Origin of the sequence: Metabacillus lacus (assembly GCF_009674805.1) — a bacterium.
Classification (GTDB): Bacteria; Bacillota; Bacilli; order Bacillales; family Bacillaceae; genus Metabacillus_C; species Metabacillus_C lacus.
The window spans coordinates 1-12,749 of the sequence record NZ_WKKI01000073.1 but is presented as its reverse complement, the minus strand read 5'-3'; the positions used below and the strand labels follow the sequence as shown (position 1 = coordinate 12,749).

The window sequence follows — 12,749 nt, the reverse complement described above, 5'->3', positions numbered from 1 at the left end:
CCCCCCCCCCCCCCCCCCCCCGCCGCGGGGGGGGGTGTTTTTTTTTTTAAACACCCACCACACTCGCCCCGGGGGGGTAAAAAAATTTTTTTGCCCCCCCCCCCTTCCTATAAGCAGAAAAGCTAACTTACGCACAAAAAATCCCATATATATGTTATTTTTAAAAGTGCAGTATGAAAATTGGACGACAAGAAACAAAGAAGGGGAACGATATGAAAATATTGTTAGTGGAAGATGATAAAACCATTGCAGCAGGATTGGAGTATTCCCTGCAAAGGGAAGGGTTTGAAACCATCCTGTGTGAAAATAGCCGATTTGCGAGGGAGGCGATAAATAGCAGGATCAGCGAATTCGATCTGTGCCTGCTGGATTTGTCCCTCCCTGATGGCAGCGGATATGATTTGTGCGGACTGATTAAGCAGAGAAGGGATATTCCTGTGATTTTTTTGACTGCCCTTGATGACGAAGTGAATGTGGTGATGGGGCTTGATATGGGGGCGGATGATTATATCACCAAGCCTTTCCGCATTCGAGAGCTATCGTCAAGAATACGATCCGTTCTTCGCCGCTATCAAAAGCAGCAGCAAAACAGCCAGATTCTTGAGATCGAGGATGTTACCGTGAATATTCAGGAAGGAAAGATATATAAAGGGGACAGAGAAGTGCTGCTGACCGCTTTGGAATACAGGCTGTTTTTGATTTTTGCCAATCATATCGGCCAAGTGCTGACCAGAGCTCAGCTGCTGGAACGAATCTGGGATGTTGCCGGGGATTTTGTCAATGACAACACACTCACTGTGTATATCAAAAGGCTGCGCGAAAAGCTTGAGGATGATCCGCAGACTCCCGTAATCATCAAAACGATCCGGGGACTGGGCTATAAGGTGGGTGAGTAGCATGCTGAGAAACAAAGAGTTCTCCCTTTTTCTCTTGATTTCCGGCTGTATGGGTGCTGCATGTGCCGCTCTCGCAACAATCATGCTGTCATGGCAGGCAGGGATTGCTGTTGGATTGACGGCAGCGCTGATCATTGCGTCAGCTGTGATCTTTACCTGGCGCCGGTACAAAAAGCTGGAAAAGCTGGCGGACTATCTGAGGATCATCAGCAGCGGGGAATACTCGCTGGATGTGCGCGACAATGAGGAAGGCGAACTGAGCATTTTAAAAAATGAGATTTACAAGGTGACGTTAAGACTTTCCGAGCAGGGCCTGCAGCTTCAGCGTGATAAATCCAAGCTGACTGATGCCATTTCTGATATTTCTCATCAGCTGAAAACGCCGTTAACTTCGATGATGATGATGTCAGATCTACTTCAGAATATGGATTTGGAGAGGGAGAAGCGGTCAGAATTCACCAGAAACATTACGGTGCAGCTGGAAAGAATGGACTGGCTGGTATCCTCGCTGTTAAAGCTCTCAAAAATGGATGCCGGAACATTGATTTTTAAAAAGGAACCTGTCTTGGTCGCAGATCTCGTAAAACGCGCTGCAGAACCAGTGGCGATTCCGATGGAAGTGAAGGAGCAGACGCTTTTCGTGAGCGGAGACGAAGGTGCATCCTTCCTGGGAGATGCTAACTGGACAGCCGAAGCACTGATCAATATATTGAAAAACTGTGTTGAGCATACTCCTCAGGGGGGCTCCATTACTATCACCTTTGAGGAAAACCCTCTTTATACGATGATTAAGATTAATGACAATGGAAAAGGAATATCAAAAAACGATCTTCCCTACATATTCAAACGTTTTTATAAAGGAGAAAACGCCGGTGAAGACAGCGTCGGCATCGGTCTTGCCATGTCTTACAGCATTGTTAAAAGCCAGAGCGGCGACATTGAGGTGGATAGCGAATGTGGAAGCGGAAGTTCTTTCTGCATAAAGTTTTATAAACAGGTCATCTAGTTCTCTTGATGGAAAAATTGCTTGGTGACAAAACTGTCACTTAAAAGTCACGAGGCAGTCACGTTGGTCAGTTAGACTAATTCCATCAAGACTAGACGGAGGGTATTGCCTTGGAAATATTAAGAATTGAGAATTTGTCAAAAACTTACGGCAAGGGAGAAACAGCTGTAAAAGCGCTGGATTCTGTGTCACTATCAGTGAATAAAGGAGAGTTTGTAGCCATAGTCGGTCCATCCGGTTCCGGAAAATCAACGCTTCTGCATATGCTTGGCGGTGTGGACAGACCAACGGAAGGAAAGGTGTTGGTCGATTCTGTTGATATGTATAAATTGAATGAAACGCAGCTTGCGATTTTCAGAAGAAGGCAGATCGGCTTGATTTATCAGTTTTACAATTTGATTCCAATCCTGAATGTTGAGGAAAATATTACGCTTCCGATGCTGCTGGATGAACATAAAGTGAATCCTGATCACTTCCAAAAAATTATTAATGCCCTTGGCCTGCAGGAACGGCTTCAGCATCTGCCGAACCAGCTCTCCGGCGGACAGCAGCAGCGCGTTTCCATCGGCAGGGCGCTGATCAGCAATCCTGCTTTGATGCTTGCTGATGAACCAACAGGAAATCTTGACAGTAAAAACAGCAGCGAAATTATGGAGCTGCTCAAATTGTTCAATAAAACTTATAATCAGACCCTGATCGTTATCACCCATGACGAGAGGATCGCCCTGCAGGCTGACCGCATCATCAGCATTGAAGATGGAAGAATCGCGCGTGATGAGGTTATGAGACCATGAATATCATCAATAAAGTAACACTGCGCCATTTAAAAGAGAACAAGCGAAGAACACTCGTGACCATCGTGGGTGTCATCATTTCCGTTGCGATGATTATGGCTGTTTCCACTTTGGCCGTCTCCTTTCAGGATCTCTTAATTCGGCAGCAAATCGCCAATCAAGGGGAATGGCATGTGTTATTTAAGGACACAAATGGAAAGCAGGCTCAATCCATTAAGGGGAATGAAGCAATAAAAACGCTGGCTGTTTCAAAGAGTGAGGGATATGCGAGACTTCCTGATTCGAAGGAACGCCCTTACCTTCATGTTCAGCGGTTTGATGAAAATGGCTTGAAGCAATTTCCTGTCACTGCTCTGAAAGGACGCCTTCCTGCAGCGGAGAATGAACTGATTCTTTCGCAACGTGCCTTGGACAGCGGCGGATTTACTGCAAACGTCGGTGACACAGTCACGCTTGAGCTCGGCACAAGAATGCGGGATGGAAAGGTGCAGACACAAAGTGACACCCTTGTGATTGGCGGAGACGGGCCTGCCGAGACACTGGAAGAAATAACACCCAAGATCTATACCATTGTAGGTATCATGGAACACCCTTCATGGGAGGGCTATTTTGCTCCAGGTTACACGGCCCTCGGATACGTTGAACTCTCTTCTCTGACTGATGAAGAAGTGTTCGATTCTATCGCAGTGTTCAAAAACGTGAACAGATCGATGCTCGATCGCTCATTGGCAATAGCGAAAGAGAATGATATCAAAAAAGTGGAGCACAATAGAGACCTGCTTCGTTACTATGGGGTGTCCGGCAATGAACACGTGACGACCACTCTGTACTCCCTTGCGGGAATTATTATGTTAGTCATCCTTGTCGGAGCCGTTTCCTTGATTTACAATGCTTTTGCCATAAGTGTTTCTGAAAGATCAAGGCATTTGGGCATGCTTGCAAGTGTTGGAGCGACCAAAAGACAAAAGCGGAATTCAGTTTTTTTTGAAGGAGCAGTTATCGGACTGATCAGCATCCCGCTGGGCATACTGGCCGGACTAGCGGGCATTGGCACGACATTTCTTTTTCTTAATTCATTTATTGAGGGAGCTCTAAATATTACTCAAAAGCTCCATCTGGTTGTTACCCCGATGTCGCTTGCAGCAGCAGTTCTGATCTCCATATTAACGATTTTTGTTTCAACGTATCTTCCTGCAAGAAGAGCATCAAAAATTGCAGCCATTGATGCAATCCGGCAAAGCCATGATATTAAGTTAACCGGGAAAAAGATAAAAACTTCAAAACTAGTGAGAAACATTTTCGGGATGGAAGCAGAAATCGGGCTGAAAAACTTGAAGAGAAACAGAAAAAGATATAGAGCTACCCTGTTTTCCCTGATTATCAGTATAGTTTTGTTTTTAAGCGTTTCTTTCTTTACACAAAACCTGGAAAGATCCGCTGATATGTCTGAAGCTAATCTTAGCTATGATATTCAAATTTACGGAAACAATAAAGGCGGGCTGGAGGAAATCATTCCGCTGACGAATGTTGAAGGTGTGACAGAAAGCTCCCTTCTTCAAACCATGTATCTGAATACGAGGGTGGAGCTTGAAAAACTGCCACCACTTTTAAGAGAGAATGCCGAAGGTGACAGCAGCTTAACCGAAGACGGTTACCTTTATGGTATTGAATTGTATGGTTTGGAACGGAATAACTTCATCTCCTATGCTGAAGAAGTTGGAGCAGATACCGGAGACTTTTTAGACACAGCTAATGTTCCCGCCATTGTAATAGACAGCACTTCCTTTCAAGATTATGAGTCCAGAAAAATCATTGAATCAAAAACCATTCTTGCCAAAGAAGGGGAGAAGCTTGATGTTTATTACGTTTCGGATGATGATGGAACGGAACAAATGCTCAGCAAGATCGAGATAAAAAAGATGACGAATGTTCTTCCAATGGGAGCGTTTGGCGGGGGATTGGGGAACTTGCAGATTATCGTACCGGACTATGTGTTTCAAACACTGATTAATAGCGGTACAGAAAAGCTGGTACAAAATTATGCATACATGAACAGCTCTGACCCGATGAAGACACAGGATGTGCTGAATGAGGCGAAGCCGTCGAATGTTTATATTTATAACGTTCATGAGCAGCGGCAAAGAAGCCAGCAGATGATTTTGTTCATGTCCGTTTTCACCTATGGCTTTATTGCACTCATTTCCCTGATTTCCATTGCCAATATTCTAAATACCATCTCTACAAGCATTGCGCTCAGAAAACGGGAATTTGCCATGTTGAGATCTGTAGGGATGACACCTAAAGGTTTTAACAAAATGATCAACTATGAAAGCTTCTTTTACGGCTCCAATGCCTTGCTGTACGGCCTGCCAATCAGCCTGGTCATTATGTATTTAATCCACCTGTCGCTCAACAATACCTTTGAATACCAATTTCAGCTTCCAATCAAAAGTATCCTCTTCGTTGTGCTGGCTCTATTCCTAATTGTGGGGGCGGCGATGCTCTACTCTATCGGAAAAATCAAAAAAGGTAACATCATTGATGGGCTGAAGCAGGAGAACGTGTGAGGGACGCAGGGACGCGAGGGACGGAGGGACGGGTACGTTGTCCCAGCCCTCTAATATGATTAATAAGCGAGGGACGAAGGGACGGGTTCACTGTCCCAGCCCTCTAATCTGATTAATAAGCGGAAGATTTCCGCTTAAGTAAAAAATATCATAATAAAAGCTTTGTATAGCCGGAGGTATTCCGTCTATTGACTTTGAGAAGCATGAAATATTGATACCAAAAACACCGTGCAGTAACAGCACGGTGTTTATCCAGCTTAATTTTACACTGATAAGAAAGCTATCATAACTATTTAAAAAGCTTCTTTATAATAGACTTATTCTTTACTTCATCAATAATTATATCCCATCCCCATTTCTATAAGATGAATTGTACAACAAAGACTATGAGAAACCCTTTTTAGGGATATCTTCCATCAACCTTGAAAACTTTTCCTGTATTCGCACTGACCAAGAAATAAACTTTTTCTCCATCTTGGATTCCTACAAAAAAGTAACTTCTTTTAGCACCAAAGAAATCCCAATCCTCTCTATAAGCTGGAACAGAATATTCTTCAATAAGATCCACCTTATATTGTTCATTTAAGTTGTGCCTTGCTTGGTTAAAAGTTACTTCAGGTAATGATAAATAAAAGAACACAATGAATATTGGAACTAACATAAAATACTGAAAATACTTTTTCTCCATAAAATTTTGAAACCACATGACATGAATGATTAAAAGATAAAATAAGTAGTAGGTGTACATGGCATAGCGATAAACCTGCCAATCAAATATGACAAGTATTATACAGCAGCCTACCGAGATGACTGAACCTAAAATGATACCTCTTTTTCAAATTAACCCCACCTATTAAAGAATTATTTGCATTTAGTTGCAGTTCCTCAAGTTGATATCGCTTGTGCAAGCATTACCTGATATTCTGCAGGCTTTCCATATGCAGAACGTGCTCCAAAAGAATATTGAATGATGTTGTCCATTTCTCATATTCCAACACAATTTATAATCATTGTTTTAAAAACTAACAAAACTTCTCCTATAAAACTCACAATTCTCTATGTAAATAAGTAATTCTGTTCTCATTATGGAGTTTTCATTCATATCGAGAAGCATGAAATACAGGTTTTTTAGCAGCATAACCGGAAAAAATTCCTTTATTATTCCTAAAAAAGACTATTTACTGAAGTTAACCGGAAAAGCTCCGTTAATTTTTACCTTGTTATTATAGGGAATATAATTGCTTGCAAAAACTTGGGGTCATAAATGGGTATCGAGGCTTCTTTAAGAAATAAAAATAATTATCGCACAGTTATTCCATAGCCTATAGCGGCCAAATGGGCTCTCCTGAAAAGGGGAGTTTTTTGGTACAAAAACCTTAACCAGGTTATTGTTTTAACTATTTATTAAACACTTTTGAGGAGATGTCCGACTGTTTTCTGAAGTTAAGCGGAAGAGCTCCGCTAATTTTTCACTTGGGTTAATCAATCTAGAAATAATTGTATGAAGAAACTTGGGGCCGTAAATGGGCAAAAAAATGCCATTTAGCATACAAAAGCACACAGCAAATTTATTAATGGGCTATATTGAAAAGTCAGTCTTTTTTACCCAGAATGCTGTCTTATTCACCTAATTTCCCCTTTTCCTAATATTAGCGGCCAAAACAAAAACTAAGAAACCAACTATATAAAGTCCAGTCAATAACCAGATATAAGTAATGGGGTTTGTCTTTAAAGCAATTAAAAACACATCAATCGGATAAATATCGCTACAATATTGAACATCTTGGGGTGTAAAAATAAATTTTGGTTTACATTCTGATTGTGAGAAATAAGCTATTTTACTCGTTATAAAGATTGAATAAAAATATGACATCATGAAAATTGGTATAGAAATAAACCATATTACCCACCATTTATTCACAGAAATCCCCCTGTATTTTACCTTCTTTTGTTTTTTTGTTTCTTTTAGATTATTTCACCAAAGTATAAATTCACCTTGTTAAATACCTCTGCAGCATAGTTAAAGAGCAAAATATTCAAAAACTTCTATAAAACTCGTAATTCTAATTCACTAAGGAGTTATTTCATTTATCAACGTTAGTTTACCATATTAAGGATAGAATTGGAGTGAATTAACAATTTTTATCTCCATAAATTGTCATAATGATCTTTCCAGCTTTTCTTGCGACCAACGGTACCGTGCCTTTGCTCCCTGAGATTATTGAACTTTAGAGAAATAACTGTACACTTTTTTAAATTTTGGTTGCTTATCCTTCTTCTGATCTTCCATACTTCCAAACTCAAAGAATTTCACCTTTCCTATGCCTACAAATTTAAATAGTGCCTTCTTCATTAATACTTTATGGGAATTGTGAAGCCAGAGCAGCGGATAAAACGCCGGCCCCTTCATTGTTGAGATGCATACAACTGATTTACCCTTTAACAATCCCTCTGGAAGCAGTCCTCCATGATCTTTGTAGGCGAATCCAGAGGCAAACCCTTTATCAATATAGCCCAGCAGCATAGCGGGTGGACGACCCCACCAAATGGGATAGATAAAAACAATCTTTTCCGCCCAGGACAGCTGATCTCGGTATTCCTTTATTTCAGGATCTATATGCATATCTCTCCTTCTCCTTTTTTCATTGAATTCCAGAACTGGATTAAACTTAACATGATATAAATCTAATATTTTTATATTATGTATACTTTCGTTGTCCTCACATCCACGTTTTACTTCCTGTAAAAATGCGTTGCATAAACTATGTTGATTAGGATGAGTATATACAATTAAAACATTCATTGATAGAACACCTCTTTAATTATCATTTGATAACTAAATATTAATGCTCTCATATTAACTTGTCAATTGATAATTGTTTTTTGATAATAAATTAGATATACTTAAACAGAGGTGATGCTTGTGGATCATAATAAACTTTTTAAGCAGTTTGTCCGTTTTACGGCTTCTGTACATCAAACATCTAACGAGATAACCAAGGAAATTCAAGTGGAAAATATAACGAACACTCAATATAAGATACTGGAATTTATTACAGTTAATCAGCCTGTTACGCTCACCCGGATTAGTGACTGCTTGAATATTTCACTACCTAATTCAAGCCGCGAGTTGAAAAAATTAATTGAAAATCAGTTGTGTGAAAAAGTTAGTGATCTAAAAGACCGCCGCATTTTCCACATTCGCCTCACAGACAAAGGCACCGCCATAATGGAAGAAGCGTTTCAGCAGATTCAACAAGTATTTCAGGAGCGAATGAATGATTTAACAGAAAGTGAACTCAATGAAGTAGGGCGAGCTTTCCGAACATTGCAGGAGAAAGTTTTCTTACAGACTAAAGCTTAAGGAGTGGGTGTTGTGAATTATCGGATGGGTTATGTTTCAGTTGATAATATTTTATAATCCGTGAGAGTAGCGAAACCAGAGTGGAACTGAGTTGACAGTTAAGGAAAACGTCGCATGAGAAATGCGCAGCAGGGGACAGGTCCCTTTGAGTAAATAGGAGGGTTTTATGGATAAGAAAAATACAATAATCTATCCAAGTTAAAAACGCAATAAATATTCTTGAAAATGACTATTCTAACGAAACAAAAAAAGGTATTTTTCGATTAATGCAAAAAAGATATAAGATTGCTTTGGAAATAATTGAAAATAATAAGGGTTTTGACAATATAAATATTACCAGTGGTGTTAGAGCCTATATGGATAGTTATAATGATTATGAAAATCCCTTGTTAAAAGAATTACACAAGGCAGAATCATTGTTAAAAGAGATAACCTTGAAATGATTTAGAATTGCTTGACCTCAACACAAGGTCTTACTTCCAGAATATTGATGCAATAATAAAACCTATTATGACTACTAAGATAAGGATTCCTGTACCCTTCCAGCTTAAACTTCCCACTAAATCAGAAAGGTTGCTTCCGTGAATACTGCTTGAAGGACTTTTTAATTCCTGGAGTCTCATTCTCTCTCTTCTTTCTTCGGGCGTTTCTTTATCTTGACTCATTCCCATCCCTCCCTTATTCTATATTTTAACATATTATAGAAATTATACCAATTCACTATCTAAAACAATGATATTAAGAAAACAGCCTAATAAAAAACAAGAACTTTTATGCAGTTGGGAGGATTACTTGTGAGAACAGAAAAAGAAATGTTTGATTTAAATTCTCAGAGCAGCTGAAGAGGATGAACGAATTCGTGCAGTATATATGAACGGGTCGAGAACGAACCCTCACGTTCCTAAAGATATTTTTCAAGATGTTTATGATATTGTTTATGTAGTGACGGATACAGCATCTTTAATAAAGGCTCTTTTCACATAAATTGTTGAAAATCCAATTTGATTACAGTGAATATTTGCCAACTCTCAAAAGGAAGCGGTTGTACTCTTTATTGAACTAACACGCACCCTTTAGTTCAACAAGGTGGGGTTGAAAAAATTTTCTGCTAGCATATTCATTTTGTCTGGCTTCTCGACAACAGTCCAATGACCGCAATTTTCAATTTCGGTTAATTTTGCATGTGGTATGTACTTTATTAATAATTCTTTAATTGTTGCTGGTGTTAAAATATCATGACTTCCCTGTGCGACTAGAATTGGTATTTCAGATAATTTATGGACTTCGCTTCCTAAGTCATAGCTATTTTTAATATCTTCTCCTATTAATTGATTGACAAAGCTATTCATACTTGACTTCTCTTTCCTTTTTAAAGTATCGACTTAAAATACGTAGTATGGGTCTAAAACATTCAAAATATCTTCAATGGTTCCAGAACCTTTTTTCATTTTTTTTTCCGCCTTGAAAAGCTTTATTTTATCCTTTAGTGAGACTTTTTTCAAAAGTTCTTTTTCAAATACTTTATATCCTTTTGCCGTAATTCCTATCGCTGCAGTTAGAAGAATTTTATTAACTCTTTCTGGATATTTAGTTGCATAAAGTAAGGCAAGCATTGAACCCCACGACTCACCGAATAAATTTATTTTCTCCAACTTCAATTCTCTGCGTAATATTTCTAAAGTCTTTACTTCATCTTCCATAGAGTATTGGTTATCTTTTGAGAGTTCTGATTTGCCACAACCTCTTTGGTCATATAGAACCAGTTTGAATTTTTGGGATAATGGTAAAACGTGTGGAAGAAAAAATCGATGTTCACTACCAGGTCCACCATGAAGGAAGACGATAGTTTCCCCCTCACCTATAATGTTGACATGCAATTGTTGACCATCTATGTTAATAAAATTTATTGGTTTCTGTAATTCATTAGTCATGTATATATACCTCCCAAGTTTCTTTTCCCTTTTTGCTTTTTAAACTAAATAATACCATAAAATAAAAAATGAATCCCTTCTATGTTTATAGCAACATCTTTACGAAAACAGCCCTTTAAAAAATGGCTTGGTTAAATAATATTGTGGATTTACTGTAAATATTAAAGGTGTTAGTAAGGTCCTTTATATAAATCATATATTTGGTATATTATTTGAGATTTTTTTCACAGATTTTAATACTGCGGATATTGACTATCAAGTGAAAAAGCCATCGGAACCAATCTTTGTGAGTTGTACTAGTAATTTTTGGTGGAGTTTGCAAAACGTTGCAAAAGGAATTTGGCGAGATGAATTACCATATGCAAAATCAATGTTTGAATACATAACGAAAGCATCACTTGATGAAATGGCGTCCTGGTGGATTGGCACTAACCATAACTTCAAAGTTTCTCAAAAGGAAAAATGGGCAAATATTTGAAAGATTATCTTCCAGATTCATATTGGGAAATGTATGAAAATACCTACTCTGATCATAACTATGAACATTTTTGGGATTCCATATTTATCACATGTGAGTTGTTTAGAACTTTAGCAAAAGAGGTTGCAGATAGCTTTTTATTACCATGTCCAACTCGAGACAATACGAATATGTCGATATTTTTAAAACATGTAATTGCCTTTTGATGCAAAAGAAATATTATAACTTAATGTACTTTCACATTCTTCAACTTCACTGTTAAAAATGTCTGAAGGTAACTGTCCATAGCTGAAAAAAAATAAAGATGCGGAAAAAAAGATGGAAATTTATGTTATTATCTTAATGTAATGCGGTTAGCGATAGAGTAGTACGTAATATGGTAAGAGGGGGGAAAGGTAATGTTTACTAGAAAAGATGAAAACAAAGATAATACTAAAGCTGAGATTTTACTAACTGGTCAATCACTTTCATTCAAACTTAGCAGAGGGACAAAGGGACGAGGGACAAAGGGACGGGTACATTGTCCCATGAACTACTCAAAAAATAGATATTTCAGCCCCTGTAGTCCTATGGTTCCCACGGATTATAATGGTAAATAAAGGGGAATATGTCAAGTATGATATTGTCTATTGAAATGAAATCATTATGAAGAATCGTTAGGAAGTATAGTAACTTTTTCTTTGTTTTGGAGGTGGACAGTGGGTAATATGAAGGTGAAAATTTCAGAAGTTCAAAGCTTTGTAGATGAACAGAAGAAGCAGATAGATACTCTGAATTTAGGATTAAGCGAGATTGAAACCAATATCAATCAAGTCATACAGATGGAGTCTTTTAGAGGAAAAGCGGCGAGTGCTGCAAAAATGTATTATCATGAATATCACAGCACTCTCATCAGAGCATTTATTGGCTTATTCAACCAGTTAGAGAGTCATATGACAAAGCATCTAAATGATTTTCATGGTAAAGTTGACGCAGACGATCAGGCGGTAATCGATATAGCGTACATCGATGATCAAGAAGATGACATACTGGAGATGTACAAGCAGCTTGAAGATATTTCAAGAGAACTAGCTGAGACTATTAAGAATGTATCGGATCTGACATCGGCACAAACTCCATCATTCTCACATGTCATGAGTACCAACGATGAGACGGTGGAAGTCACTTCTAAAGTAGTGGAAGATTTAACTGCTTTTACGAAAACGGGGAAAGCAGACCAATACGATATAGAGTCGTCAATGGCAGAGATTGAAAGGTTAATGAAAGCGGGGCAGAGAAAATCTTCTCAATCTAAAACACCAGAGTGGTTTCAGCTCCAGCTGCCTACGATACAGTCTGCAATTAGTGAGGCAAAGAAGAATGAAGCATTTGCTTCTGTGCTCTCAGATGGATATTACCGTAAATCGGTTCTTAACCAAACGAGTGACGAACAAATACAGTTCGGCCAAAGTGAGCTGAGATTTCAGGAGTATATGAAAGGTGTTTCATTTGACGATCAGCTCCGAATGGGAATGGGCTGGTTTGCCAACTCACAGTTAGGCCGCACCTTGCTGCACTACCGTATGGACTCAAGGTTTCAATTTCTTTATTCGTTTGCGACAAAGGAAAATCTCAGGGCGGTTGGAGCTTTGGAATCCTGGTGGAACAAAACGATCACCTATCAAGTGGATCTGTCTAAAATAAGATTACTGACCGTCGGTTTTGCGGGTTTGC

General features: G+C 38.8%; 14 protein-coding genes and 1 pseudogene. 9 read left to right on the top strand and 6 right to left on the bottom strand.

Annotation, left to right across the window (positions count from 1 at the left end; all coding sequences use genetic code 11):
* The first annotated feature begins 212 nt into the window (after positions 1-212).
* The 4 genes from GJU40_RS19500 (at position 213) to GJU40_RS19485 (ending at position 5,263) form a co-directional block, all read left to right on the top strand.
* The gene (locus tag GJU40_RS19500) at positions 213-896 is read left to right on the top strand and encodes a response regulator transcription factor (protein WP_154309723.1); all 684 of its coding nucleotides are present in this window, start codon (positions 213-215) and stop codon (positions 894-896) included.
* A 1-nt stretch (position 897) separates the two neighbouring features.
* Positions 898-1,902, top strand: coding sequence for a sensor histidine kinase (locus GJU40_RS19495; protein WP_154309722.1), 1,005 nt, complete (start codon positions 898-900; stop codon positions 1,900-1,902).
* A 110-nt stretch (positions 1,903-2,012) separates the two neighbouring features.
* Positions 2,013-2,696 (top strand): ABC transporter ATP-binding protein, encoded by a 684-nt coding sequence (locus tag GJU40_RS19490; protein WP_154309721.1) that lies wholly within the window; start codon positions 2,013-2,015, stop codon positions 2,694-2,696.
* On the top strand, positions 2,693-5,263 hold the full coding sequence (locus GJU40_RS19485) for an FtsX-like permease family protein (protein WP_154309720.1): 2,571 nt from the start codon (positions 2,693-2,695) through the stop codon (positions 5,261-5,263). The genes GJU40_RS19490 and GJU40_RS19485 overlap by 4 nt, the downstream gene beginning before the upstream one ends.
* Positions 5,264-5,663: 400 nt before the next feature.
* Here GJU40_RS19485 and GJU40_RS19480 read toward each other — a convergent pair whose 3' ends face one another.
* The 3 genes from GJU40_RS19480 to GJU40_RS19470 form a co-directional block, all read right to left on the bottom strand.
* Entirely contained in the window at positions 5,664-5,951 is a 288-nt protein-coding gene (locus tag GJU40_RS19480; RefSeq protein WP_170289462.1) for a PepSY domain-containing protein, read from the bottom strand.
* Positions 5,952-6,890: 939 nt separating this feature from the next.
* Positions 6,891-7,184: a DUF4306 domain-containing protein gene (locus GJU40_RS19475; RefSeq protein ID WP_154309718.1), complete on the bottom strand. Its 294-nt coding sequence runs from the start codon at positions 7,182-7,184 to the stop codon at positions 6,891-6,893.
* Positions 7,185-7,481: 297 nt separating this feature from the next.
* Complete coding sequence (locus GJU40_RS19470) at positions 7,482-8,066, bottom strand: NAD(P)H-dependent oxidoreductase (protein WP_154309717.1); 585 nt, start codon at positions 8,064-8,066, stop codon at positions 7,482-7,484.
* Positions 8,067-8,180: 114 nt separating this feature from the next.
* Here GJU40_RS19470 and GJU40_RS19465 point away from each other — a divergent pair, with 114 nt between their 5' ends.
* The gene (locus GJU40_RS19465; RefSeq protein ID WP_154309716.1) at positions 8,181-8,627 is read left to right on the top strand and encodes a MarR family winged helix-turn-helix transcriptional regulator; all 447 of its coding nucleotides are present in this window, start codon (positions 8,181-8,183) and stop codon (positions 8,625-8,627) included.
* A 473-nt stretch (positions 8,628-9,100) separates the two neighbouring features.
* Here GJU40_RS19465 and GJU40_RS19460 read toward each other — a convergent pair whose 3' ends face one another.
* Positions 9,101-9,292: a DUF6366 family protein gene (locus GJU40_RS19460; RefSeq protein WP_154309715.1), complete on the bottom strand. Its 192-nt coding sequence runs from the start codon at positions 9,290-9,292 to the stop codon at positions 9,101-9,103.
* A gap of 129 nt (positions 9,293-9,421) precedes the next feature.
* On the opposite strand from GJU40_RS19460, the pseudogene GJU40_RS19455 reads away from it, so the two are divergent.
* A pseudogene (locus tag GJU40_RS19455) lies at positions 9,422-9,596 on the top strand (aminoglycoside 6-adenylyltransferase); the annotation flags it as partial.
* Between the two features lie 104 nt (positions 9,597-9,700).
* Here GJU40_RS19455 and GJU40_RS21135 read toward each other — a convergent pair.
* Together GJU40_RS21135 and GJU40_RS21130 are read right to left on the bottom strand one after the other, a co-directional pair.
* A complete protein-coding gene (locus tag GJU40_RS21135; RefSeq protein WP_246188445.1) occupies positions 9,701-9,976 on the bottom strand; it encodes an alpha/beta fold hydrolase in 276 nt (91 codons plus the stop codon).
* A 33-nt stretch (positions 9,977-10,009) separates the two neighbouring features.
* Positions 10,010-10,558: an alpha/beta fold hydrolase gene (locus tag GJU40_RS21130; protein WP_246188444.1), complete on the bottom strand. Its 549-nt coding sequence runs from the start codon at positions 10,556-10,558 to the stop codon at positions 10,010-10,012.
* Positions 10,559-10,817: 259 nt separating this feature from the next.
* Here GJU40_RS21130 and GJU40_RS21445 point away from each other — a divergent pair, with 259 nt between their 5' ends.
* From GJU40_RS21445 to GJU40_RS19440, 3 genes are all read left to right on the top strand, one after another.
* A complete protein-coding gene (locus GJU40_RS21445) occupies positions 10,818-11,036 on the top strand; it encodes an aminoglycoside 6-adenylyltransferase (protein ID WP_343031641.1) in 219 nt (72 codons plus the stop codon).
* Complete coding sequence (locus GJU40_RS21440; protein WP_343031640.1) at positions 11,021-11,242, top strand: aminoglycoside 6-adenylyltransferase; 222 nt, start codon at positions 11,021-11,023, stop codon at positions 11,240-11,242. Before GJU40_RS21445 ends, GJU40_RS21440 begins: the two co-directional genes overlap by 16 nt.
* Before the next feature lie 501 nt (positions 11,243-11,743).
* On the top strand, positions 11,744-12,749 hold a 1,006-nt coding region (locus GJU40_RS19440; protein ID WP_246188446.1), incomplete at its 3' end, for a T7SS effector LXG polymorphic toxin.